General features: G+C 71.2%; 16 protein-coding genes. 10 read left to right on the top strand and 6 right to left on the bottom strand.

The features are described 5' to 3' along the window. The first annotated feature begins 4 nt into the window (after positions 1-4). The 3 genes from ABZT47_RS15975 to ABZT47_RS15965 all read left to right on the top strand — a co-directional run bounded on the left by ABZT47_RS15975 (position 5) and on the right by ABZT47_RS15965 (position 5581). Positions 5-1477 carry a serine/threonine-protein kinase gene (locus ABZT47_RS15975; protein WP_354841644.1) on the top strand — a complete coding sequence of 491 codons (1473 nt, stop codon included), beginning with the start codon at positions 5-7 and terminating at the stop codon, positions 1475-1477. A gap of 563 nt (positions 1478-2040) precedes the next feature. Next, positions 2041-3711 (top strand): cellulase family glycosylhydrolase, encoded by a 1671-nt coding sequence (locus ABZT47_RS15970; RefSeq protein ID WP_354841641.1) that lies wholly within the window; start codon positions 2041-2043, stop codon positions 3709-3711. Positions 3712-4234: 523 nt separating this feature from the next. Then, entirely contained in the window at positions 4235-5581 is a 1347-nt protein-coding gene (locus ABZT47_RS15965; protein WP_354841638.1) for an ice-binding family protein, read from the top strand. 102 nt (positions 5582-5683) lie between these two features. On the opposite strand, the gene ABZT47_RS15960 is transcribed toward ABZT47_RS15965, so the two are convergent. Further along, positions 5684-6607: a DUF6158 family protein gene (locus tag ABZT47_RS15960; protein ID WP_354841635.1), complete on the bottom strand. Its 924-nt coding sequence runs from the start codon at positions 6605-6607 to the stop codon at positions 5684-5686. Positions 6608-7185: 578 nt separating this feature from the next. Here ABZT47_RS15960 and ABZT47_RS15955 point away from each other — a divergent pair. From ABZT47_RS15955 to ABZT47_RS15925, 7 genes are all read left to right on the top strand, one after another. Then, on the top strand, positions 7186-10089 hold the full coding sequence (locus ABZT47_RS15955; RefSeq protein ID WP_354841632.1) for a glycoside hydrolase family 48 protein: 2904 nt from the start codon (positions 7186-7188) through the stop codon (positions 10087-10089). 245 nt (positions 10090-10334) lie between these two features. Beyond that, positions 10335-12719: a glycoside hydrolase family 9 protein gene (locus ABZT47_RS15950; protein ID WP_354841629.1), complete on the top strand. Its 2385-nt coding sequence runs from the start codon at positions 10335-10337 to the stop codon at positions 12717-12719. 205 nt (positions 12720-12924) lie between these two features. Then, on the top strand, positions 12925-13491 hold the full coding sequence (locus ABZT47_RS15945; RefSeq protein ID WP_354841626.1) for an NlpC/P60 family protein: 567 nt from the start codon (positions 12925-12927) through the stop codon (positions 13489-13491). 134 nt (positions 13492-13625) lie between these two features. Beyond that, positions 13626-15959: a glycoside hydrolase family 3 N-terminal domain-containing protein gene (locus ABZT47_RS15940; protein WP_354841623.1), complete on the top strand. Its 2334-nt coding sequence runs from the start codon at positions 13626-13628 to the stop codon at positions 15957-15959. 86 nt (positions 15960-16045) lie between these two features. Then, entirely contained in the window at positions 16046-16543 is a 498-nt protein-coding gene (locus ABZT47_RS15935; RefSeq protein ID WP_354841620.1) for a PH domain-containing protein, read from the top strand. After that, complete coding sequence (locus ABZT47_RS15930; RefSeq protein ID WP_354841618.1) at positions 16540-18201, top strand: PH domain-containing protein; 1662 nt, start codon at positions 16540-16542, stop codon at positions 18199-18201. The genes ABZT47_RS15935 and ABZT47_RS15930 overlap by 4 nt, the downstream gene beginning before the upstream one ends. A gap of 176 nt (positions 18202-18377) precedes the next feature. Next, positions 18378-20168, top strand: coding sequence for an ATP-dependent DNA helicase RecQ (locus ABZT47_RS15925; protein WP_354841615.1), 1791 nt, complete (start codon positions 18378-18380; stop codon positions 20166-20168). A 672-nt stretch (positions 20169-20840) separates the two neighbouring features. Here ABZT47_RS15925 and ABZT47_RS15920 read toward each other — a convergent pair. The 5 genes from ABZT47_RS15920 to ABZT47_RS15900 form a co-directional block, all read right to left on the bottom strand. After that, on the bottom strand, positions 20841-21488 hold the full coding sequence (locus ABZT47_RS15920; protein WP_354841612.1) for a hypothetical protein: 648 nt from the start codon (positions 21486-21488) through the stop codon (positions 20841-20843). A 230-nt stretch (positions 21489-21718) separates the two neighbouring features. After that, positions 21719-22459: a phosphatase PAP2 family protein gene (locus ABZT47_RS15915; protein WP_354841610.1), complete on the bottom strand. Its 741-nt coding sequence runs from the start codon at positions 22457-22459 to the stop codon at positions 21719-21721. Continuing rightward, positions 22443-23285, bottom strand: a complete 843-nt coding sequence (locus ABZT47_RS15910; RefSeq protein ID WP_354841607.1) for a phosphatase PAP2 family protein — start codon at positions 23283-23285, stop codon at positions 22443-22445. Before ABZT47_RS15910 ends, ABZT47_RS15915 begins: the two co-directional genes overlap by 17 nt. Next, entirely contained in the window at positions 23282-24286 is a 1005-nt protein-coding gene (locus ABZT47_RS15905; RefSeq protein ID WP_354841605.1) for a YihY/virulence factor BrkB family protein, read from the bottom strand. The genes ABZT47_RS15910 and ABZT47_RS15905 overlap by 4 nt, the downstream gene beginning before the upstream one ends. Before the next feature lie 3 nt (positions 24287-24289). Beyond that, complete coding sequence (locus ABZT47_RS15900) at positions 24290-25162, bottom strand: diacylglycerol kinase family protein (RefSeq protein ID WP_354841602.1); 873 nt, start codon at positions 25160-25162, stop codon at positions 24290-24292. Between the last annotated feature and the right edge of the window lie 99 nt (positions 25163-25261).

Below are 25261 nucleotides of genomic sequence, written 5' to 3'. Positions count from 1 at the left end.
GGGCATGCAGGAAGGCGATGTGCTCACGCGCCGCTATCGGCTCGTCGAGCAGATCGCCTCCGGGGGGATGTCCGCCATCTGGCGGGCCTTCGACCAGTCATTGCACCGTACCGTCGCGATCAAGGTTCTCGACGGCTGCGTCGGCGGTGACCACGGCGGGCGAGACCTGATCCGGAGGGAGGCGCGGGCGACCGCCCGCCTCATCCACCCGGACGCGATCGAGGTGTACGACTACGGGGAGACGGTCACCGCCCGGGGCAGGCTCGCCGCGTACGTCGTGATGCGCCTGCTCGACGGGCGGCCGCTGTCGGAGCGGATCTGCGAGGAGGGCCCCCTGCCCTGGCGGGAGGCGGCGGTCATCGGAGCCCGTGTGGCGATGGTGCTCGCGGCCGCCCACCAGCGCGGCATCGTCCACCGGGACGTCACCGCGGAGAACGTGCTGCTCACTCTTGAGGGCGCCAAGCTCCTGGACTTCGGCATCGCGGCGTTCGTCGGGGAGGAGGTCGACCAGAGGCTGGCCGACTTCGGCACGCCTCCTTACGTGGCGCCGGAACGCCTCACGAGCTCCAGCGTCCATCCCGCCGTCGACGTGTACGCGCTCGGTGTGCTGATGTACGCGATGCTCACCGGCGAGCACCCCTACCCGGAGACGACGTGGGAGGCGCTGGAGGCGGCGCACCGCACCGGTCCGCCGCCCGTCCCGCGCGCGCCCGGCCTGCCGCAGGAGGTGGCCGACCTCTGCGCGAGCTGCCTCGCCCAGGACCCCGGCGACCGGCCGACGGCCCACTACGTGGCCGAGACGCTCACCGCCTCGCTGAGCGCGTTCCTGACCGCCGGTCGGGAGACGGCGACCTGGGTGCGGCGGGCACGGATGGCCTCCATCGCGGCCGTCATGCTGGCCACCTGGACCGCGGCCCTGCTGTGGATCCAGCCGAACGGGCGACCGCCCGTCACGGCGTCGATCACCACCCGGCCGCCCGACGCGGCGCCGGCGACACCGACCGCGAGCGCGTCCGCCTCCCGGCACTCCGGCGCGCTCGACGAGCCGATCTCCGGCGACGGGCGCGGCGCGGGCGCCTCGCCGGTCCCGACCCTCACCCGGCTCGCCCCCGAGCCGCCCGCACCGTCGAAGGCGCCGCCTGTCCCGGCACGTTCGACGGCGGCCGAGCGGCAGCGTATGGGCGTCCCGGCGAGCGCCCGGCCGGCCGCGCCGACGCTCACCCAGGCGGTGGGACGCTTCGACGCCACGCTGGAGGCCGGGGAGTACCTCGGGGCCATCCGCTCCGACGTCGCCCTCGACCTGCGGCAGGTGGTGCACAACCTGTTGAAGTCGCCGGACGACCCGGTCAGAGGGCTGACGAAGGTCCGCGAAAAGCTGGACGACCGGGAACGCGAAGGGGGCCTCACGCCGGACGTGCGCAAGGAGCTGGACCGTGGGCTGACGCTGATCGGCGCCGCCCTCCAGCGCAGCGCCTGAGCCACCGCGTCCACCGGACCACCGCGCTCCGGATCATCGCGTCGTCCGAGTCACCCGCGTACGGTGATCCACCGCGTCGGGTGGTCCGCCGTACGCCGAACGGCCGCCGGGCCCGCGCACCGGCGGCCGTTCGGCGACCAGACCGGCTAATCCATAAAAGCCGCCTTTTATGGACAACAATATTCTCCGGATAAGCCCGTGCGTCGCGCGCCGTGAGGTGTGCAATAACACCGCCCCGCCGCCGGAGTTCACCATCTTGACAAGGATGTCTTGACAACACGGGGCCGGGCCGGCGCCCGGAAGCCCGCTGGAAGGGGGCAACGGCGGGAGCGAAGTGGGAGCGCTCCCAAGACTCTGGGCCCTCTTGGGCCCCGATTCGCCCTCAGAGGCACTCCTTCCACGATGAAAGTTACAACGGGCTACGCAGGTCAGCGAGGCGCCTTCTCCGCTCCCGGTTGACGGGCCGGAAAACCGCGCCGAAGCATGACGTGCGCGACCTGGCCGTACAGAACGGCCGTGCCGTAAGCGGCCGTCGCGCTCCCCTCAGTCGTGAAGGAAACCTGATGACATCTCGATCGATCGGCACGAGGTGGAAGGCGGCCGTCACCGCGGTCGCGACCGCCGCCGCCACCACCGTGCTGGCCGTCACCTTCGGCTCCGCACCCGCCGCGGCGGCGGGCGGCACCGGCACCGGCTACCTGCACACCAACGGCAACAAGATCGTCGACAGCACCGGCGCCACCGTCCGGCTGACCGGCATCAACTGGTTCGGCATGGAGACCGACAACAAGACCTTCCACGGCCTGTGGGCGAACAACCCGTGGAAGAGCCAGCTCGACCTCATGGCGAGCCTGGGCTACAACACCATCCGGGTGCCGTTCTCCGACGACGCCATCAAGCCCGGCGCGGTCGCCACCAGCGTGAACACCTACTCCAACCCCGACCTGGTCGGCCTGTCGCCGATCCAGATCCTGGACAAGGTGATCGACTACGCGGGCGTCAAGGGGATGCGCATCATCCTGGACCGGCACCGGCCCACCTCGGCCGGCCAGACCGCCCTCTGGTACACCAGCGCCGTCCCCGAGAGCACCTGGATCAACGACTGGAAGTCGCTGGCGCAGCACTACGCGGGCAACACCACCGTCATCGGCGCCGACTTGCACAACGAGCCGCACGCCGACGGCACCGAGCCCCAGAGCACCGGCTCGTGCTGGGGCTGCGGCGACACCGCCCGCGACTGGCGGCTCGCCGCGGAGCGGGCCGGCAACGCGATCTTGTCCGTGCAGCCCAACTGGCTCATCTTCGTCGAGGGCGTGAGCTGCCCGAGCGGCGGCAACGCCAACGCCTGGGACAACATCCCCGACGAGCCCTGCGGCTGGTGGGGCGGCAACCTCTCCAAGGCCAGGGACTACCCCGTGCGGCTCAACGTGGCCAACCGGCTGGTCTACTCCCCCCACGAGTACGCGACCTCGGTGTTCCACCAGACGTGGTTCGACGACCCGAACTACCCGGCCAACATGCCCGCCATCTGGGACAAGTTCTTCGGCTACCTCTACAAGGAGAACATCGCCCCGATCATGATGGGCGAGTTCGGCACCACGCTGGCCAGCAACACCGACAAGGTGTGGCTGCAGGAGCTGATGAAGTACACCGGCACCGGGGTGAACGGCATGTCCTTCACCTACTGGTCCTGGAACCCCAACTCCGGCGACACCGGCGGCATCCTGAAGGACGACTGGGCCACGGTCGACCAGGCCAAGCAGAGCATCCTGCAGCCCTACCTGATCCCGCCGGTCGGCGGCGGCACCGGGACCCCCACTCCGACGCCGACCAGGACGCCCACGCCCACTCCCACGCCCACGCCCACTCCCACGCCCACGCCCACTCCCACGCCCACGCCCACGCCTACCCCGACCCCGACCCCGACCCCGACCGCCGGCGCCTGCGGGACGGCGTACACGATCACCAACGCCTGGTCGGGCGGGTTCCAGGCCCAGCTCACCGTCAAGAACAACGGGACCTCCGCCTGGAACAACTGGACGGTGACCTGGGCGATGCCTTCCGGCGTCACCCTGGTCAGCGGCTGGAACGCCACGCTCACGCAGAGCGGGACCACCTTCACCGCGAAGGCGCCGAGCTACGCCCCCAGCATCGCTCCCGGGCAGTCGGTCGCCGTCGGCTTCACCGCCAACGGCCCCTCGACGCCGGCCCCGGCATCCTTCGTCTGCTCCTGAAACGACGATCGTCCCCGGTCGCGGGCGCCGCACGACGGCGGCCGTGAGCCGGGGAGACCCTCCCTGGTGAGATCGGCCCCGGACGGGACACCCGTCTCCGGCCGAACGGCGGGCGGGCGCGCGATGCGCCCGCCCGCCTTTCTCATGTCCGGATTCCGATCTTTTCCACGGGCATTCCCCGGCGATTCGGCCACCGCCCTCCCACCGGAGCGGGCCCCGCCCATTTCACCCCGCGGCACGCTTAGCGGCGTTGCCGGAAACGGCGCCCTTCCACCGGCAACGGGACACTTTTCCATTTTATCCGCAGATGGCGTCGGAATTAAATCATCCGCATGTCGCACGAGGATAACGGGTCCAACGATCAGTACCGTGAGGATCTCCAGACGCATCATCGGCAATGCGTTTTCTCATAGCGATACCAAAAGCAAAGGACCGCTTCATGAACAATGGCAGTCGTTCTCGTGCGGGGGCACGACATTTCGTTCGTTCCTTGCTGGCGGCGGCCCTCCCCGCGTTGGTCGCGATGGGAGCCGTCATCGCGACACCGCACGCCGCGAGCGCCGCCACGGCGCCGGTGCCGCTGGGCCCGGCGGCCGCGTTCGGACTCCTGGCCGGAACGTCGGTGCACAACACCGGCCCCTCGCTCGTCACCGGGAACCTCGGGGTGAGCCCGGGGGCGGCCGTCACCGGCTTCCCGCCCGGCAGGGTGATCGGTGTCACCCACACGGGCGACCCCATCGCCGCGCTCGCCCAGACGGCGCTGTCCACCGCCTACAACGACGCGGCGGGCCGCGTCGCGACCGCCACCGTGCCGCCGCAGCTCGGGGGGACCACCCGCGGGCCGGGGGTGTACGACTCCACCGGCGGTTCCTTCGCGATCACCGGCAACCTGACGCTGGACGCGCACGGAGACCCCAACGCGGTCTTCATCTTCCGCACCTCCGGCCCCGGCTCGCTGAACGCCCTGCCGGGGAGCACGGTGACCCTCACCGGCGGCGCGCGGGCGTGCAACGTCTTCTGGCGGGTCGTCGGGAGGACCATCATCGGCGCGGGCGCGGTCCTCGACGGCACCGTCCTGGCCGGCGCCGGGGTCGACATCGGCACGAGGGCGATCGTGAACGGCCGCGTGCTGGCGCGCACCGGCGCCGGCGTCGCGCTGAACGACGCCCGGATCAGGCGGCCGATCTGCGGGGGCAGGACGACGGTCACGCTGACCACCTCCTGCTCCGACCCCGGGCACCGGGGGCCGCTGAGCCTCACCGCCACGGTGCGCACCAACGGCACGACCCCGCCGACCGGCCAGGTGGTGTTCCTCGCCGACGGGATCAGCCGGGGCGCCGCCCCGCTGGACGCCACCGGGCAGGCGGTTCTCGTGCCCCCGGCCCTCGAGGAGGGACCGCACTCCATCACCGCCCTGTTCCCCGGCAGCGCGTCGTTCGACTCGAGCCTCTCGGCGACGATCCACCAGGACCTCGGTCCCGGCGGCGCCTGCCCCGAGGTCTGCGTGGAGAAGGTGGAGAAGAAGGAAGAGGACGACAGCGCCGCCAAGGGGAGGCATGAGGTCCGCGCGGACGACAGAAAGGTGGACGACAGGGCGCGCAACATCCGTCATCACCACAACAGGAACGACGACCGCCTGGTGGAGTTCGCCAACGTGCGCACGATCACCGGCGTGCTCGGCGAGGGCGGCGGACACCGCCACCATTCCCGAAGCGACCGTCACCGCGGCCATCAGGGCGGCCATCAGGGCGGCCAGGCCCACGGTGGGCACCGGCACCAGGGCCACGGCCAGGCTCACGCCCGCTCGCAGGCACGCTCCCAGGCTCAGGCCCAGGCGCGGCAGCGCCCGGCTCTGGGTGTCACCGGCTGACGACACCTTCGGTGACATCCGCTGACGACACCGCCTGAACGCTCGCGGGGCCCGTCCGATCTCCTCGGACGGGCCCCGAACGTTCATGGGAGAACCTCTGGGTCAGGCCACCTTGCCCGGCGACCGCTGCTCACGGACGGCGGGGACGCCGTCTCTGCGGCGTCTGCCCGGCCGGATGGCCCGGCCGCGACCGCCGTCCCCGGCGACACCGGCGCCGTCCCACCCGCGACAGGCCCCCGCCGGCTCCTCACGGACGGCCGGCGACCCGCCCGACGGGACGCCCGCCTCAGGGGCGGCCGGCGACACAGCGGCTTCCGGCCCGGCCGGCGACACTGCCGCTTCCGGGCCGACCGGTGGAGCGGCCGGTGACGGGGCGGCCTCGGAGACGGCCGGTGACGGGGCGGCCTCCGGCCCGGCCGGCGACGCGACCGGAGTGGAGACGTCCTCGTGGGGGAACGGCGGAGCGGCCGGAGCGCCGTCCACGTCCAGGCGAAGCTCGCCCTGCGCCTCCCGGCGGGACTCGACGTCCACGTCCGGGCCAAGCCCGTCCTGCGCCTCCCTGCGGGGCTCGCCGCCCATGGCCTGGGAGGCCGTCCGCTCGGGCTCGCGCCCGGCGACCGGCCCCAGATCGCTCTCCAGGCCGCCCGGCACGGCGTCCTTGCCGCCCGGCACGGCGTCCTTGCCGCCCGAGACGGGGTCCTGGCCGCTCAGTGCGGGGTCCTGGCTGGTGTGAGCGGGGTCCTGGCTGGTGTGAGCGGGGTCCTGGCTGATCGGGGCGGGGTGCTGGCCGCTCAGTGCGGCGTCCTGGCCGCTCAGTCCGGCGTCCTGGCTGGTCGGGGCGGCCTCACCGGCTCGCTCCCGCTGACGGCGGTCGAACTCCTCCTCGAGCTCCCGCGTGCGTGACGCGAAGTCGTCCACGGCATCCTCGGAACCGCGAAGCAGCGTCTCCATCCATGACTCCTCGAGCTCCTGGAGCTCGGCGCGCAGATCTCGCACGCTCAGGTTTCTCGGATCGACTCTGTTCATGACTCCACCCTGTACCCAAAGGCCCAAAACCGTCACCTTCAGACAAAGCGGGATATCTCACACCAGGCATCCAGCCGTGATCATTTCCGTGGGTCCCGGACCGGGGCGGCGAGCCGAGCGGACGCCCCCACGCCGGCGTCACGACCAAGCGATCATTTCCGGCCGTGACATGGGCCGCCGCACCCGTCCGACCTGCCCCGCACCCACCCAGGGAAAGCTCCGGCCGCCACTCCCCGGCCTGCCCGGCGGACGGCCGGGAAACCCGTTCACGGCGCTTCATGACCAGTTGAAACTTTCAACAGCGCTCCGCCCACCGACATAAGGCGAAGCTAAGAACGGGCAGGCTGGCGACGCCGGAGGCGTCCGTCGCCTGAAATCCGCCTGACATGTCATTGACATCTTTGGTGTACCCAGCAGAATCCATGGTGGGAGCGCTCCCATAAGTCCACTTCTGCACCACCCGGTACGAGACCTGACGTTGTGCCAACTTCTGTACCGTCCATCGCCATTCATCACTTTGGAGTACCTCCAGAATGTCAACAACATCCTTAGGAGCGGGAGCGCTCCCACGGTCACGGATGAAAAGACGTGCCGTGTGGCTGGCGCTGACCAGCCTGGTGGCGGGCCTGTTCACCGTCCTGGCCTCCGTACCGGCATCCGCGGCCGTCGCCTGCACCGTCGACTACAGCACCAGCGACTGGAACAACGGCTTCACCGCGAACGTCAAGATCACCAACAACGGTGACGCCTGGTCGAACTGGTCGCTCGGCTTCACCTTCGCCAACGGCCAGCGCGTGACCCAGGGCTGGAGCGCCAACTGGACCCAGAGCGGCGCGAACGTCACGGCCACGAACATGAGCTACAACGGCAACGTGGGCAGTGGCCAGTCGGTCGGCATCGGGTTCAACGGCTCCCACACCGGCACCAACTCCAAGCCCACGTCGTTCACCATCAACGGCACGACGTGCAACGGTGGCGGTAACCCCACCAACCAGCCGCCGACGGTGAGCCTGACCTCGCCCACCGCGGGCCAGACCTACACCGCGCCCGCCACGGTGAACCTCGCCGCCAGCGCCGCCGACTCCGACGGCACGGTCAGCAAGGTCGACTTCTACCAGGGCAGCACGCTGATCGGCACCGACACCAGCTCGCCGTACACCTACAGCTGGACCAACGTCGCGGCCGGCAGCTACTCGCTGACCGCGAAGGCGACCGACAACTCCGGAGCGACGACCACCTCCTCTCCGGTGGGCATCACGGTGTCGGGCACGCAGACCTCCAGCATCGTGACCAGCGCGAGCTCGCTCCTGGTTCCCGAGGGCGGCTCCGCCACCTACACGGTGAGCCTGTCCCGCCAGCCCTCCAGCAGCGTGACCGTGACGACGGCCAAGGCGAGCGGCGGTGACGCCGACCTCACGATCTCCTCGGGCGCGTCGCTGACGTTCACCACCTCCAACTGGAACACCCCGCAGACCGTGCGCATCGCGGCCGCCGAGGACTCCGACACCACGGCCGGCACCGCGACGTTCACCTCGACCGCGAGCGGCTGGACCTCCGCCTCCGTGGCCGCCACCGAGGCCGACAACGACGGCACCAGCGGCGGCAACGAGTACATCACCCGCTTCACCACGATGTACAACAAGATCCACGACTCGTCGAACGGGTACTTCTCCCCGCAGGGCGTCCCCTACCACTCGGTGGAGACCCTGATGGTCGAGGCTCCGGACCACGGTCACGAGACCACCTCCGAGGCGTTCAGCTACTTCCTGTGGCTGGAAGCGGTGTACGGCCAGGTCACCGGCACGTGGACCAACTTCAACAACGCCTGGGCGACGATGGAGAAGTACATCATCCCCTCGCAGCAGGACCAGCCCACCAACTCGTTCTACGACGCGAGCAAGCCGGCCACCTACGCCGGTGAGTGGAACAACATCTCGCAGTACCCGTCCAAGCTCGACAGCGGCGTCTCGGTCGGCAAGGACCCGATCGCGTCGGAACTGCAGAGCGCGTACGGCAACAAGGACATCTACGGCATGCACTGGCTGCTGGACGTCGACAACACCTACGGCTTCGGCCGCTGCGGCGACGGCACCACCAAGCCGGCCTACATCAACACCTACCAGCGCGGCCCGGAGGAGTCGGTCTTCGAGACCATCCCCCAGCCGTCCTGCGACACGATGAAGTTCGGCGGCCCGAACGGTTACCTGGACCTGTTCACCGGTGACGCGTCCTACGCCAAGCAGTGGAAGTACACCAACGCCCCCGACGCCGACGCGCGCGCCGTCCAGGCCGCGTACTGGGCCTACACCTGGGCCAAGGCGCAGGGCAAGGACTCCCAGATCTCGGCCACCGTCGCCAAGGCCGCGAAGATGGGCGACTACCTCCGCTACGCGATGTACGACAAGTACTTCAAGAAGCAGGGCTGCACCAGCACCTCCTGCGCGGCGGGCACCGGCAAGGACAGCTCGGCCTACCTGCTGTCCTGGTACTACGCCTGGGGCGGCGCGACCGACACCTCGGCCGGCTGGGCGTGGCGCATCGGTTCCAGCCACAACCACTCCGGCTACCAGAACCCGCTCGCGGCCTGGGCCCTGTCCAACGTGGACGCGCTCAAGCCCAAGGGTGCGACCGCCGTCACCGACTGGAGCACCAGCCTGACCCGTCAGCTGGAGTTCTACCGCTGGCTGCAGTCGACCGAGGGCGCGATCGCCGGTGGCGCGACCAACAGCTGGGAGGGCCACTACGCGGCGCCGCCGTCCGGCACGCCGACCTTCTACGGCATGGCCTACGACTGGCAGCCGGTCTACCACGACCCGCCGTCGAACCAGTGGTTCGGCTTCCAGGCGTGGTCGCTGGAGCGCGTGGCCGAGCTGTACTACGCCAGCGGCAACACCACCGCCAAGGCCATCCTCGACAAGTGGGTCGCGTGGGCCATGGCCAACACCACGATCAACTCCGACGGGACCTTCCAGATCCCCTCGACGCTGAAGTGGACCGGCCAGCCCGACACCTGGAACGCCTCCAGCCCCGGGTCCAACGCGAGCCTGCACGTGTCGATCGCCGACTACACCACTGACGTGGGCGTCGCCGGCTCCTACGCCAAGGTCCTGATATACTACGCCGCCAAGGCCGGCAACACCGCGGCGAAGAACATGGCCAAGGCTCTGCTCGACGGCATCTGGGCGAACGACCAGGACAGCAAGGGCGTGTCGGTGCCGGAGACCAAGTCGGACTACAACCGTCTCGACGACCCGATCTACGTCCCGTCCGGCTGGAGCGGCAAGATGCCGAACGGCGACACGATCAACTCCAGCTCGACCTTCATCTCCATCCGCAGCTGGTACAAGAACGACCCGAGCTGGCCGAAGGTCCAGGCTTACCTGGACGGCACGGGCCCGGCGCCGACGTTCAACTACCACCGCTTCTGGGCGCAGGTCGACGTCGCCGTCGCCCTCGCCGAGTACGGCCGACTGTTCCCCTGATCCGGCCTCCCGCGGGTGTGGTGGCGCCTGACACGCCACCGCACCCCGGCCCCCCCGCGGGTGCGGCGGCGCCTGACACGCCGTCGCACCCCCGGCCGAAGGGGCGCGGCACGCCTTGACCGCGGCCGCCCCCCGGTACAGCGGGGTGCGGCGGGCCTGACCCCCGTCGCACCCCCGCCGACCACCACCGCCCCCGCGGCGCACCCATATCCGCTCCACCAGTTCCCCGGCTCGAGAGGCGATCGATGTCCCTCAGACGCGCGCTCACCGGCCTGGCGATCCTCGCCGCGTCGGCCACGCTCTTCCCTGTGTTCTCCTCACCGGCGGCCGCCGCCACCTTCAACTACGGCGAGGCGCTGCAGAAGTCGCTGTTCTTCTATGAGGCCCAGCGGTCGGGCGACCTGCCGGCCGGCAACCGCGTCACCTGGCGCGGCGACTCGGGGATGAACGACGGCCGCTCGGCCGGACTGGACCTCACCGGGGGCTGGTACGACGCCGGCGACCACGTGAAGTTCGGCCTCCCGATGGCGGCGAGCACGACGATGCTCGCCTGGGGCGCCGTGGAGTACCGCGACGCCTACCAGAGCTCGGGCCAGTTGACGTACCTGCTGGACAACCTCAAGTGGGTCAACGACTACTTCATCAAGGCCCATCCGTCGTCGAACGTGCTGTACGGCCAGGTGGGCAACGGCGGGACCGACCACGCGTGGTGGGGTCCGGCCGAGGTGATGCCGATGGAGCGCCCGGCCTACAAGATCGACGCCTCCTGCGGCGGCTCCGACCTCGCGGGTGAGACCGCGGCCGCGATGGCGGCCTCCTCCATGGTCTTCCGCCCGACGAACCCGACTTATGCCGACACGCTGCTCACGCACGCCAAGCAGCTCTACACCTTCGCCGACACGGTCAGGAAGGTGTACAGCGACTGCATCACCGACGCGGCGAGCTACTACAAGTCGTGGAGCGGCTACAACGACGAGCTGGTCTGGGGCGCGATCTGGCTGTACCGCGCCACGAACGACGCCTCCTACCTGAGCAAGGCGGAGACCTACTACGACAACCTCGGCACCGAGCCGCAGAGCACGACGCGCTCCTACAAGTGGACGATCGCCTGGGACGACAAGTCCTACGGCGCGTACGTGCTGCTGGCCAAGCTGACCGGCAAGCAGAAGTACGTCGACGACGCCAACCGCTGGCTCGACTGGTGGACCGTCGGCGTCAACGGCGCCAAGGTGAACTACTCCCCCGGCGGCGAGGCCGTGCTGGACACCTGGGGCTCGCTGCGCTACGCCGCCAACACCGCGTTCGCCGCCCTGGTCTACAGCGACTGGCTGAGCGACGCCACGCGCAAGACCCGCTACCACGACTTCGGGGTCCGGCAGATCAACTACGCGCTGGGCGACAACCCGCGCAGGTCCTCCTACATGGTGGGCTTCGGCGCGAACCCGCCGAGGAACCCCCACCACCGCACCGCGCACGGGTCGTGGTCCAACAGCCTCAACGAGCCGGCCGACAGCAGGCACATCCTGTACGGCGCTCTGGTCGGCGGGCCGAAGTCCAACGACGACGCCTACGCCGACAGCCGCAGCGACTACGTGATGAACGAGGTGGCGACCGACTACAACGCCGCCTTCACCGGCGCGCTCGCCCGGCTGTACCGCGAGTACGGCGGCACGCCGCTCGCCAACTTCCCGGTGGCCGAGACCCCGGACGGGCCGGAGATCTACCTGCAGGCGTCGCTCAACTCCACCGGCTCCACCTACACCGAGATCAAGGCGTTGCTGGTCAACCACTCGGCCTGGCCCGCGCGGGCGCTGACCGACGGGTCGTTCCGCTACTACTTCACCCTTGACGGCGACACCACGCCGAGCCAGATCACCCTGGCATCGGCCTACACGCAGTGCAAGGCGCCGACCGGGCCGACGCAGTACTCGGGCAAGGTCTACTACGTCACGATCGACTGCTCCGGCACGACCATCGCGCCCGCCGGGCAGTCGGAGTCGCGGCGGGAGGCCCAGTTCCGCATCGCCACTTCCTCCGGGTCGTGGGACCCCACCAACGACTGGTCCTACACCGGCGTCGCCACCACCCCCGGCGCCACGCCGGTCACCGTGACCAACATCCCGGTGTACTCGGGCGGCACCAAGATCTACGGCAACGCGCCCGGCTCGGGCCCCGACCCCACTCCGACCCCGACGCCCACCCCCACGCCGACGCCGACTCCCACTCCGACCCCGACGCCCACTCCCACGCCCACGCCCACGCCAACCCCGACGCCCACTCCCACGCCGACTCCCACTCCGACCCCGACGCCCACCCCGACGGCCGGTAAGGCGTGCGCGGCGGCCTACAAGGTCACCAGCAGCTGGGGCGGCGGCTTCCAGGCCGACGTGACCGTGCGCAACAGCGGCAGCGCGGCGATCACCGGCTGGACCGTGGCCTGGACGTTCCCCAGCAGCGGCCAGACGATCACGCAGCTCTGGAGCGGGACCTACACCCAGTCCGGGTCGGGCGTGTCGGTGAAGAACCTCTCCTGGAACGGCGGCCTGGCGGCCGGCGGGTCGACGGCGTTCGGCTTCACGGCGAACGGCGGCAGCGGAGTCCCCTCCTCCGTGACCTGCACGCCCGCCTGACCCCCCCATACGTGGTCTCGATATGCCCTGGGAGCGCGAGACCACAGCCCGGCCGGGCCCTGCAACGGGCCCGGCCGGGCCTCATGACGTCCGCCGTGCGACGCACAAGGTGTCCCTGAGGTGACATTTCCGGACATCCGCCGACACCTACCACCGGCTTGATGAGAATGGTGAGGACGTGTAACAGGCGGAACGGGGGGTTCACGTGGCACGGGCTGTCCGCGCGGCCGTCATCGCGGGCGTTCTCGTCCTGGCCGCGGGGTCGGCTCCCCTGCTGGTCGGCGGCGAGCCGAACCGGGTGGTGACCATCGCCATGGCCATCCAGGAAGGCCAGAAGCAGACGCGCTGGCCGGGCGGGCCGGTGCCGTACGTCTGGGGCGGTGGCCACGGCGCCCGGCCGGGCCCCTCGCTCGGCACCTGCCAGGGCTACCGCGGCTCCATCCGGCCGTGCCCCGCCGCCACCACCAAGGGCCTCGACTGCTCCGGACTCACCCGGTGGGTGTACCAGCTCGCCTACAAGGAGGACGTGCTGGGCGGCGGCACCACCGACGACCACGTCCGCCGCCTGCGCAAGGTCCCGGCCGCCGCCGCGCGCCCCGGCGACCTGGTCTTCTACGGAAAGATCCGCAAGCGGACCGTGAAGACGCACCACGTCGGCATCTACATCGGCGCCGGCCGCATGATCAACGCCCTGCGCACCGGCACGACGATCCGCACCGACCCGGTCGGCCTGCTTCCCGACCTGGCCGGCTACTACCGCTACGACGGCTGACGCGGGCCGCGACGACGCCGGCCCCCACCTGAAAGTTTCTGACGTTACCGCAGGTCACCTGGGGTGGACGGGTCGCCCGGTTGACCCGCGGCGCGGCGGCTTCTTACCGTCACGGCGACATCGAGGAGGAACCGATGACCGCCGTGTCACGGCCGCGCCACCCGCGCAAGATCCTGAGGACGACCCTCGTCGCGATGCTGGCCCTGGCCGCGTTCGGCGTCGTCGACCGGCCGCACGCGGCCACCGCGCTCGCCGACCCGCCGTACAAGGACCCCGGCCTGAGCGTCTCCGCCCGGGTGGAGGACCTGCTGTCCCGCATGACCCTGGACGACAAGGTCGGCCAGATGACCCAGGCCGAACGGGCCGTGCTCAACCCGGTGTCGGACCTCGCGACCTACCGCATCGGCTCGGTGCTCTCCGGCGGCGGGTCCGCGCCCTCCCCCAACTCGGCCACCGGCTGGGCCGACATGTACGACAACTTCCAGCGGCAGGCGCTGTCCACCCCGCTCGGCATCCCGATGATCTACGGGGTCGACGCGGTGCACGGCGACAACAACGTGGGAGGCGCGACGATCTTCCCGCACAACATCGGGCTCGGCGCCACCCGCGACCCCGACCTCGCCCAGCGCGTCGGCCGGGCCACCGCCGAGGAGGTCTCGGGCACCGGGGTGGACTGGACGTTCGCGCCCTGCGTGTGCGTCGCCCGCGACGACCGCTGGGGGCGCACCTACGAGTCCTTCAGCGAGAACCCGCAGCTGGTGAGCCAGATGACGACGATCGTCGACGGCTTCCAGGGCTCCGCGCTCAACGGGCCCGCCTCCGTGCTGGCCACCGCCAAGCACTATCTCGGCGACGGCGGCACGACCGGCGGCAAGGACCAGGGCGACACCCAGATCAGCGAGGCCGACCTGCGCGCCATCCACCTGCCGCCGTTCAAGGCCGCCGTCGACCGCGGCGTCGGATCGGTCATGGTGTCCTTCAGCAGCTGGAACGGCCAGAAGATGCACGGCAACCGCTACCTGATCACCGATGTGCTCAAGGGGGAGCTCGGGTTCACCGGCTTCGTGGTCACCGACTGGGCCGCCATCGACCAGCTCGACGGGCAGTCCGGGTTCACCGCCGACGAGGTCAGGACGGCCGTCAACGCCGGCATCGACATGGTGATGGTGCCCAACGACTACAAGAAGTTCATCTCGCTACTCAAGGCCGAGGTGCAGGCCGGCCGGGTCTCCACCGCGCGCGTCGACGACGCCAACCGGCGCATCCTGCGCAAGAAGTTCGAGCTCGGCCTGTTCGAGAAGCCGCTGACCGACCGTTCCTACACCTCCACGGTCGGCAGCGCCGCCCATCGGACGCTGGCCCGCGAGGCGGTGCGCAAGTCGCAGGTGCTGCTCAAGAACGACGGCAACGTGCTGCCGCTCGCCAAGTCCGGCGGGAAGATCTTCGTGGCCGGCAAGAGCGCGGACGACATCGGCAACCAGAGCGGCGGCTGGACGATCAGCTGGCAGGGGTCCTCCGGCGCGACCACCACCGGGACGACGATCCTGCAGGGCATCCGCGAGAAGGCCGGGTCCGGCACGACCGTCACCTACAACCGGGACGGGAGCGGCATCGACTCCTCCTACCGGGCCGCGATCGCCGTGGTGGGCGAGACCCCGTACGCCGAGGGCCAGGGCGACCGGCCGTCGTCGCTGTCCCTGGACAGCACCGACCTCGCCACGCTGTCGCGGCTGCGGGCCTCGGGGGTGCCGGTGATCGTGGTCCTGGTCTCCGGGCGGCCGATGGACATCGCCGCGCAGATCGACGGCTGGCGGGCGCTGGTGGCCGCGTGGCTGCCCGGCACCGAAGGGGGCGGCGTCGCCGACGTGCTGTTCGGCGACTACGCGCCCAGCGGCAAGCTGCCGATGACGTGGATGCGCCAGTTCTCCCAGGAACCCATCAACGCGGGCGACGGCAAGCCGGCCCTGTTCGACTACGGCTACGGCCTGACGTACTCCACCGCCACGCCGACACCCACGCCCACACCCACGCCGACACCCACGCCCACCCCGACTCCGACACCGACGCCCACGCCCAGCCCGACTCCGACACCCACGCCCACCCCGACACCCACCCCGACGCCGACACCCACGCCCACCTCCGGTGGCGGGTTCGGGTGCAAGGTGGCCTACAAGGTGACCAGCCAGTGGCAGAACGGGTTCAACGGCGAGGTGACGATCAGCGTCACCGGCGCGGCGGTCAACGGCTGGACCCTGGCCTTCTCCTTCGCCGGCGACCAGCGCGTCACCAACGCCTGGAACGCCCGGGTCACCCAGAACGGCCGTCAGGTGACGGCGGCCGACGGCGGATGGAACGGCGCCATCTCCCCCGGCGGCTCCGCCTCCTTCGGCTTCGGCGCCTCCTACAGCGGCACCAACACCGCCCCCGCCGCCTTCACGCTCAACAACACCCAGTGCGCCCTGGCATGACGTTCGGCGGGATATGACATTTGTCTGCTTGATTTCCGGATGGAGCCCACTGCGACGCAGCGCCGTGGTGCTGCCAGAGTAGAGACGTGGAATCCGCTGATCTCTCCCTCCGGCCGCCACGGCACCGCGTCAGCCGCACCGCGATCTGGTTCTGGACGGTACGGGCCGTCCTCGGGTGGCTCGTGCTGACCGCCGTGCAGGTGGCCTGGCTGCTGCTCGACGACGGTGACCGCGGCCCGCACGTCGTGGCGTTCACCGTCACGGCCGTGCTCGCCGTGGCCCACGTGGCCGTCATGCCCTGGTGGCGCTACAAGGTCCATCGCTGGGAGACGACGGCCGACGCCGTCTACACCCAGTCGGGCTGGCTCCGCCAGGAGTGGCGCATCGCGCCGATCTCCCGCATCCAGACGGTCGACAGCGAGCGCGGCCCGCTCGAGCAGCTGTTCGGGCTGGTCAACGTCACCGTCACCACCGCCTCGGCCGCGGGCCCGCTGCGCGTCCACGGCCTCGGCCGCGACACCGCGCGCCGCCTGGTCGACGAGCTCACCGCGCGCACCGAGGCGACCACGGGTGACGCGACGTGAGCGCCCCGGAAAGAAACGAGGCGAGCACGAGGGACGAGGCGCCGTGGCGCCGGCTGAGCAGGCGGATGCTGCTCGTCCACCCGGTGCAGGAGACCATCCGCAACATCCCCGCCCTGGCCGGCCTGCTGATCGCCGGGTTCAGTCAGGGCGAGCAGGGAGGGCGCCTGTGGGGTCTGGCCGGCCTGGCGCTCACGCTGGTGCTGGGCACGCTCCGATGGTTCACCACCACCTACCGCGTCACCCCGCAGTACGTGCAGGTGCGCAAAGGCCTGCTGCGCAGGCAGGTGCTCACCGCGCCGCGCGACCGCATCAGGACCGTGGACGCGACCTCCCACATGCTGCACCGCCTCCTGGGGCTGGCCCGGGTGGAGATCGGCACCGGCCGCACCGACACCAAGCGCGGCGGCGCCCTGCGCCTGGACGCGCTGCGCGCCGACGAGGTCGCCCGGCTGCGCGAGGAGCTCCTGCACCGCCCGCCCGCGGACTCGACGTCCGCCGAGGGGAGCCAGGGGCCGCTCCCCGCCGGAGGGCCGGACGGCCGTGACGGGACCGGCGGCCGTGAAGGCGGGACGCGGGAGGTCCCACGGCTCCGGCGCGTGGCGGTGGAGACCGAGCTGGCGGCTCTTCACCCCGCGTGGATCCGCTACGGGCCGTTCACCATGTCCGGGCTGATCACCGCCGGTGTGCTCGCCGGTTTCCTCTCCCGCATCGCCGGCGAGGGCAACGTGGACCTGCTCCAGGTGGGCCCGGTGCGGCAGGTCGTCGACCGGCTCGGCCAGGAAGCGCTGTGGGCGCAGGTCACCGCCGTGGTGGCCGTGCTCGCGGTGTTCGTCGCGGTGGCCTCCACACTCGGGTACGTGCTGGCGTTCTGGCGGTTCCGCCTGACCCGCACGGCGGGCGGCACGCTGCACGTCACCCGCGGGCTGGTCACCACACGGGCGACCACCCTGGAGGAGCGCCGCCTGCGCGGCATCGAGGTGAGCGAGCCGCTGCCGCTGCGCGTGGCGGGCGGCGCGCGGCTGATCGCCGTGGCCACCGGCCTGCGGGTCGGGCGCGGCGCGCAGCGCGGCGGTTCCATGCTGCTGCCCCCCGCCCCGCGCGCGGAGGCCGTGGCGGTGGCGGGCCGGGTGATCGGCACCGCGGGTCCGCTGACGGCGGAGCTCACCCCGCACGGCCCGGCCGCGCTCCGCCGCCGCTTCACGCGGGCGCTCGCCGTGTGCCTGCCGGTGACGGCGGCGCTCGCGGCGCTGTGGGAGTGGGACGGGTGGCCCGCCTGGGGCTGGCAGCTCGCCCTGCTCGGCACGGTCGCCACCGTGCCTCTCGCGGCCGACCGCTACCGCGCCCTCGGCCACGCGCTGACGCCGGGCCACCTGGTCACCCGGTGGGGCACGCTGGTGCGCCGCCGCGTGGCCCTGGACCTGGACGGCGTCATCGGCTGGAACATCCGCAGGTCGTTCTTCCAGCGACGCGCCGGCCTGGCCACCCTCACCGCGACCACGGCGGCCGGCCGTCAGGGGTACGGGGTGTGGGACGTCGAGCTCGGCGAGGCCCTGCGCCTCGCCGACCAGGGAATTCCCGGTCTGCTGACCCCGTTCTTGCAGAAGGCCGCGACCGCGCCGGGCGGCGCCGAGGCGGCGTCCCCTCCGGCACGGCGGTAGCCGCCGGCCCCTAAGGGCGGCACCCGCCCCGGCCGCCCCGCGGAACCCGCCGGTCACCGGCTTAAGAGGCCCCTTCGGGGGCACTGAAGGGTGCGGCCCGCCGACGGCGCCGCGCCGGCCGCGACCGGTGAACGCCGGGTCGCGGCCGGTGAACGATGAGGGGGGAGCGAGCCTTCATGAGCAGACAGCCCGGTGGCGACCGCGGGTCCGGCGGGAAGGGCGGGCGCACCCGTGCGGCGGCCTCCGAGAAGGCCGAGCCGAAGGCGGGCAGCGGCAGGACCCGGATCACGGTGAGCGAGCGGCTGCGGACGGCGCTGCGCAGGGCCTCCGGCCGTGACGGCAGGCGCTTGCGGACGGTGGCCCGCGAGGCGTACGGGTGGCAGGACCTGCGGCCGGGCCAGCGCGAGGCGATGGAGCACCTGCTCGCCGGGCGGGACGTCCTGGTCGTCATGCCGACCGGCAGCGGCAAGTCGGCCGTCTACCAGATCCCCGCCCTGCTGCTGGACGGGCCGACCGTGGTGGTCTCCCCGCTGATCGCCCTGCAGCGCGACCAGGTCGCCGGGCTGGCCGAGGCCGACGCGGGCGGCGCGGTCGCGGTGAACTCGGCGCAGTCCGGCGGCACCAGCGACGCCTCGCTCGACCAGGTGCACGCGGGCACCGCCGAGTTCGTGTTCCTGTCCCCCGAGCAGCTCGCCAAGCCCGAGGTGATCGACCGGCTGCGCGAGGCGCGGCCGTCCCTGATCGCGATCGACGAGGCGCACTGCGTCTCGGCGTGGGGGCACGACTTCCGCCCCGACTACCTGCGGCTCGGCAAGGCGATCGAGCGGCTCGGCCACCCGCCGGTGGTCGCGCTGACCGCCACCGCCGCGCCGCTGGTGCGCGACGACATCCTCACCTCTCTCGGCCTGCCGGACGCCGAACTGGTCGTGCGCGGCTTCGACCGGCCGAACATCGACCTCCAGGTGCGCAGGTTCGTCGGCAAGGAGGACAAGCGCCGCGCCCTGATCGAGGACGCCGCCGCCCGTCCCGGCCTCGGCCTGATCTACGTCGCGACCCGCCGGTCCGCCGAGGAGTACGCGACCGCGCTGCGCGAGGCCGGGCGGCGGGCCGAGTCCTACCACGCGGGGATGAAGGCCGCCGACCGGCACCGGGTCCACGAGCTGTTCCGTGACGGCGATCTGGACGTGGTGGTCGCCACCTCGGCCTTCGGCATGGGCATCGACAAGCCGGACGTCAGGTACGTCCTGCACGCCGACCCGCCGGACTCGCTCGACTCCTACTACCAGGAGATCGGCCGGGCGGGACGCGACCAGGAGCCGGCCTCCGCCGTACTGTTCTACCGGCCCGAGGACCTCGGCCTGCGCAGGTTCTTCGCCGGCGGCCGGGTCGACGAGGAGATGCTGGTGCGGGTGGCGACGCTGGTCGGCGAGCACGGCGGGGTGGTCCCGGCGCGGGAGCTGCGCGACCTGCTCGACGTCGGCTCCTCCAAGCTGACCGGCGTGGTGAACCTGCTGGAGCGGACGGGCGCGGTCACGGTGACCGAGCGGGGCGACCTGCGCGCCGTGGAGGACGGTCCCTCGCCCGAGGACGCGGCGGCGCGGGCGGCCGAGCTCGACGCGACCCGGCGCCGGGTGGACGAGTCCCGCATCGACATGATGCGCGCGTACGCCGAGACCACCGGATGCCGGCGGCGGACGCTGCTGGAGTACTTCGGCGAGCCGTACGAGCGGGCCTGCGGGAACTGCGACACCTGCCGCGCCGGCACGGCCACCGAGAACATCCCCGAGGAGCACGCCGGCGAGACGCCCTTCGCCATGCACGCCAAGGTCCGGCACAGCGAGTGGGGCCCGGGCGTCGTCATGAGCCGCGAACCCGACCGCGTCACGGTCCTGTTCGAGGAGGTCGGCTACAAGACCCTCTCCCTCGAAGCCGTAGAACGCGAAAACCTCCTCACCCCGGCCCCCTGACCCTCTCTCACCGCAAGCGCGGGCACCTCGCTGAAGACACGACGCGGTAGCAGCTTCCCTCGGCGTGGAGCTGCTAGCCACCGGCGCCGAAGCAGTGGGGAGGTTCTACGGCGAATCCGGCGCCGTGTACGGCGTGAGCCGATGCGCCGGTCGCTGGTTCCGGTGTCCGAGTAGTCCGGCCGTTCGCGTAATCGGCGGCCAGACCGAGTGGCGCGTCATGAGCGGAGCTCGAACCAGACCGTGTGTCCTTCGGCTTTCTGGCTCCAGCCCCACGACGTGGACAACTCCCGGACCAGCCACAACCCCCCGGCCGCCCTCGCTGAGGCTCGGCTGGCACCGGGACCAACGGTATGCCGCCGGGCGATCCCTCCTCAGTCACCCCGACCCGCACAAGAACGGCCGCCTCGGCATCTGAGACACACCCACTCGCGATAGGGCGGTTCGTCGCCTTTCTGCTGAGTTCGGCATGACGGCGAGACGCCCTTCGCCATGCGCGCCAAGGTCCGGCACAGCAAATGGGGCCCCGGGTCGTCATGAGCCGCGGACCCGACCGCGTCACGGTCCTGTTCGGCCTTCCCTGAACCCGTCCGGTGGCCCGCCGAGCCGGCGACCGCGCGGTGCCCGGCGACCGAAGGTGGCCGGGCACTCGTGGCTGTTGTGCGCCGAGCGAGATCAGCCCAGGCCGCGGGCTCGGATGGACGGCTGCTTCCGGGTGAACCGGTCGAGGTCCAGGCGAGCGCCTGTCATCGCCTCCATGGTCGCCAGGGCGGTCGCCCAGTGCGGATATCGGGGATAGGGGGGAGAGTCGAATGCTCCCGCCCGTTCATCAGCGTCCCTCCGTGCGACAATCTCCCGAATCGCACCGAGGTGGTGGTCCAGCGCCCGTGGGTCCCGGCCCGTGCACTGCTCGGGTTCGGGCCAGAAGACGTTCAGCCTGGTGACCAGGCTGCCGTCGGCGGCATAGAGCAACTCATTGGCGTTGTTGACCATCCACCCGAAGGCCCACGCTTGGGCGTTCTTGGTCAGGCGGTCCCAGAGGTCGGAAGCGCTGACACAGATGTTGTATCCCAGCATGATCACACCGTGGTCGCTCTGTTCCAGGACGAGGGTGCGCTCCTGCCCCCGCTCCAGCACCGTGCGGAGAGTCGTCATGTCAAGGTCGGCATCGAGTCGGCGGGCGATATCGCGGACCGTGAGTGGCTCCGCCCGCCCTCGCACCACCATCCAGAACATCGCGTTGCTGACATAGTGATTCAGTCGGTGCACATCCTTGAGGAGCCCTACGTAGTAGTCGATCATCTCGGGCGTGACCGCACTCATGCTCTTCCCTCTCGACGAGTGGCGACGACAAGGCATCAACCCAGAGCATTTCTGATAAGCCCGACAATTTCGGCCCAAGCCGCGGACGACTTGCGTTAGACGGCGAGACGCCCGGCTGGGGCGTCCAGCCGGGCGTCTCGCCGTGCTTCCTCGCGCCGAAGATCGAGCACTGTGTCGCGTCGATCTGGAATCGACCGCCACACGTGAAGGCCGGCCTGACGGCGATGTGGTCAGCCGCTGTGCGGGGCCGGGATCGGACGGGTGGTGGATTTTCTGCCGGGGAGCAGGGGGGTGCCGAGGATGGCGTGGGCTACGACGGCGAGGCAGACGAAGCCGAGGACCAGGCCCCAGCTCACGTCGGTCAGGTGGTGCATGCCGCGGTAGAGCCGGGAGACCGCGACGATCAGCGGGGCGGCCAGGCCGACCGTCCACAACAGGACCTTCAGCACGGTGTGGCGATGAGCGTGCAGGGTGAGCACCAGGGCCATCCCGCAGTAGAAGCCGACGGCGGCGCTGGTGTGCCCGGAGGGGAAGCTGGAGGTGGGCGGCGCGGGGTCCAGGTGGTGGACGGTCGGCCTCGGGCGCTGGATGAACACCGTGGCCAGCAGGAAGACGATCGACTGCGACCAGACGGCCAGGATGATGAAGACCGACTCGCGCCAGCGCCCGAAGGCGAAGCGGAAGGTCAGGGCTGCGATCGCGGTGAGCACGACGATCACCGGGGTGTCCGACAGCATCGACCCGAAGTGCGTGAGCGTGTTGAACAGCGGGGTGCGGTCGGCCGCGAAGCCCTGGTTGACCGCGATCTCGCCGGCGACTTCGCTGTGGAACGGCTTGATGATGAGCCATCCGACGCCGAGGGTCACCACCGCCAGCACCGCGAGAGGCGCGAGGAGGAGGCGGAGCGTCCACGCGGCGGTCTGTGACCAGCCCGTGTCCCGGTTCGCCACCACTCTAGTGTCGGTGACCATGCGCAGTTCCCTTCGTTGAGATGTCCTGCATAGCCTCCGGCTCCACGCCTTCGCGGTGTGGTTCGGCCGGTCGGCGCCCGATGTCGCGGCGCCAGGTCTCGAAGGCCGCGGCGGTCGCCGCGACGACGGCGGCGCCGAACACGACGCCCGCCACCACGTCGCTCACCCAGTGGACGCCGAGCGCGACGCGCGTGTAGGCCACGCCGAGCACGATGATCGCGCCCGTGATCCAGGCGGCCACCCGCTGCCGGTGGGAGAGCAGCGGCATCACCAGCAGCAGGACGATGCCGACGCCGAGCGTCGCGTTGACGGCGTGCCCGGAGGGGAAGGAGGAGCCGGGCGCCAGGTCCACGGGGTTGGGCAGGTGGGGCCGGGCGCGGGCGACGACCACCTTGAGCGCCAGCCCGAGCAGCCCGCCGACGGTGATCGTGGTGACCGCCCAGGCGGCCAGGCGGGGGGCGCGCTTGTAGACCAGCCAGACCGCGGCGGCCCCGACCACGATCCGCCACGGCCCGGGGCCGAAGACGTCGGTCCACAGCCGCAGGAAGCTCACCCACGCGGGGTGGTCGACGGCGTAGGCGTGCAGGGAGTTCGCCGCGCCCTCGTCCAGCCGGTTGAGCGGGCCGAAGGAGGTCTTCACCAGCACCAGCAGGAGCGTGAACGGGACCAGGACCAGGAACAGCGCCCCTGAGGCCAGGCTCAGGCGGAGCCCGAGCCTTGCGTCCTTGTCCATCCGCCTGCGGGCCCAGCCGTGCCGGCGTCCCTTCGGCCGGGCCTGATCGGCGATCGCGTGCCCGAGCCGGCGCCCGGTTGTGAAGATGCTCATGACCGTCTTTCTCCCACCTTGTCGCCTCCCATGCGGTGTTCGGTCCCGCTCGGTCCGGGGTCAGGGACGATGGGGTCCCCGACCCCGCCCCGGCACGCTTCGAGCTGCGCCGCGAACGACAGTCCGAGGAACAGCGCGACGGAGCTGAGCAGCGACCACAGCAGCAGCGCCATCACGGCGGTCAGCGGGCCGTAGGTCGTGCCGAACGAACCGGTGTGCTCGATGTAGAACGTCAGCCCCCAGGTGAACAGCAGCCACAGCGTCAGCGCGACGACGCCTCCGGCGGCGAGCCAGGTGTGACCGGGCTGCTTGCGGCGGGGCGCGGCGCGGAACAGCACCGAGGCCGACAGCAGCGCCAGCAGGAAGCCGACCGGCCAGCGCAGCAGCGTCCAGGCCGTGAGGGCCGTGTCGCTCCAGTGGTACACCTGGGCGAGCGAGCGGCCGATGGCCTGGCCGCCCACCATGGTCGCGAAGCCGAGGGTCATGAAGGAGCCGGCGCTGACCGCCATCAGCACGGCCTTGGTGTACTTGCGGCGGAAGGGGCTGTCCCGCTCCACGCCGTAGATCCGGTTGGCGCCCCGTTCGACCTGGGCCATGGCGGTGGTCAGGCCGACCAGCGCGGTGACCAGGCCGAGCCAGAGCGCGATGGCGCCGCCGGCGCCGGCGTGGTGGCGGCTGACCGCGAGGGCGTCGTTGACCACCTCGACCCCGTCGCCGGGGACGAACCGGCGGATGGCGAGCTGCACGACCTGACCGATCCGCTCCTGGTGCAGCACGGTGCTGAGCCCGACGACGGCGATGGCGCCGGGGATCACCGCCAGGCAGATCTGGAAGGCCAGGGCGCGGGAGTGACTGAAGCCGTCCGCGTAGCGGAACCGGACGAAGGAGTCGCGGACCAGGTGCCATCCGCCGTAGTGGCGCAGCGTCGCCCAGGCGTCGTCGGCGCCGAGCTCCTCGCCGCTCATGGACCTGGTCTGCGGTACCGCGGTCGCCGTTCCCATGGGTCAGCTCTCCGTTCCGCGGGGCGTGCGTAGCAGCAGCGCCTTCGGGCGTGTCTCGACGGACATGGTGGTGGCGTGGCCGATCGGGTCACCGTCGCATTCGTGCAGCACGGGCGGGTCCACCGTGATGAGGGCACGGGAGGCGGTGTACCGCTCGGCGCGCCGGTCGTGGCGCCGCGAGCGGGTGAGCACGTGCCAGGCCACGTGGAGCCAGTCCGTCGGGGTGCGGGGAGCCAGGATGAGGATGTCGAGCAGCCCGTCGTCCGGGCGCGCCTCGGGCAGGAGCTCCAGCCCGCCCTGGAGGCGGCCGACGTTCCCGACGAGCACCATGACCGCCCGCCGGCGGATGGTGGTGCGCCCGTCCAGGCGCAGCGTGACGCGGAAGGGGCGGTCGGTGATGTGCTTGACCACGCCGCTCACGTAGGCGAGCCAGCCGATGCGGTTCTTGGCGTTCTCGCTGGTGCTGTCGGCCATGGCGGCGTCCAGCCCGATGCCGGCCATGACGACGAAGGGACGCCCGTCCAGGACGCCGAGGTCGATGGCCCTGGTGCGCCCGGCGACTCCTACGCGGACGGCCTCGGGCAGCGCGGTGGGCATGCCGAGGTTGCGGGCCAGCAGGTTTCCCGTGCCGGCGGGCAGGATGGCCAGCGGCACGCCGGTGCCCATCAGGCCCTCGGCGCATCCGCGGACGGTGCCGTCCCCTCCGGAGGCGAAGACCACGTCGACGCCCTCGGCCAGGGCCTTGGCGGTCACGCCCGCGCCGGGGTCCTCGGCGGTGGTCTCGTACCACAACGGCTCGTCCCAGCCGTGCCGCGCCAGTTCGGCGGTCACGTCGGCACGGTGGCGGTCCGGGTCGGCCACCCGGAGCGGGTTCATAATCACGGCAGCTCGAGGCACGGCAGTACGTGCTACCCCGATAACCCCGCTTTGAACAGGGGTACGGCGACATCAACGCCGTACGTCCTGTTTCGGCAG

Origin of the sequence: Sphaerisporangium sp. NPDC005289 (genome assembly GCF_040607455.1) — a bacterium.
GTDB lineage: Bacteria > Actinomycetota > Actinomycetes > Streptosporangiales > Streptosporangiaceae > Sphaerisporangium > Sphaerisporangium rhizosphaerae.
Note: the sequence above shows the minus strand (reverse complement) of the source record. Positions and strands in the feature narration are given on the sequence as shown.

Excerpts from the sequence above, each read along its gene's own strand:
- ABZT47_RS15975 (WP_354841644.1), top strand. The coding sequence starts at position 5 with ATGCAGGAAGGCGATGTGCTCACGCGCCGCTATCGGCTCGTCGAGCAG.
- ABZT47_RS15970 (WP_354841641.1), top strand. The coding sequence starts at position 2,041 with ATGACATCTCGATCGATCGGCACGAGGTGGAAGGCGGCCGTCACCGCG.
- ABZT47_RS15965 (WP_354841638.1), top strand. The coding sequence starts at position 4,235 with ATGGGAGCCGTCATCGCGACACCGCACGCCGCGAGCGCCGCCACGGCG.
- ABZT47_RS15960 (WP_354841635.1), bottom strand. The coding sequence starts at position 6,607 with ATGAACAGAGTCGATCCGAGAAACCTGAGCGTGCGAGATCTGCGCGCC.
- ABZT47_RS15955 (WP_354841632.1), top strand. The coding sequence starts at position 7,186 with ATGAAAAGACGTGCCGTGTGGCTGGCGCTGACCAGCCTGGTGGCGGGC.
- ABZT47_RS15950 (WP_354841629.1), top strand. The coding sequence starts at position 10,335 with ATGTCCCTCAGACGCGCGCTCACCGGCCTGGCGATCCTCGCCGCGTCG.
- ABZT47_RS15940 (WP_354841623.1), top strand. The coding sequence starts at position 13,626 with ATGACCGCCGTGTCACGGCCGCGCCACCCGCGCAAGATCCTGAGGACG.
- ABZT47_RS15925 (WP_354841615.1), top strand. The coding sequence starts at position 18,378 with ATGAGCAGACAGCCCGGTGGCGACCGCGGGTCCGGCGGGAAGGGCGGG.
- ABZT47_RS15920 (WP_354841612.1), bottom strand. The coding sequence starts at position 21,488 with ATGAGTGCGGTCACGCCCGAGATGATCGACTACTACGTAGGGCTCCTC.
- ABZT47_RS15915 (WP_354841610.1), bottom strand. The coding sequence starts at position 22,459 with ATGGTCACCGACACTAGAGTGGTGGCGAACCGGGACACGGGCTGGTCA.
- ABZT47_RS15910 (WP_354841607.1), bottom strand. The coding sequence starts at position 23,285 with ATGAGCATCTTCACAACCGGGCGCCGGCTCGGGCACGCGATCGCCGAT.
- ABZT47_RS15905 (WP_354841605.1), bottom strand. The coding sequence starts at position 24,286 with ATGGGAACGGCGACCGCGGTACCGCAGACCAGGTCCATGAGCGGCGAG.
- ABZT47_RS15900 (WP_354841602.1), bottom strand. The coding sequence starts at position 25,162 with ATGAACCCGCTCCGGGTGGCCGACCCGGACCGCCACCGTGCCGACGTG.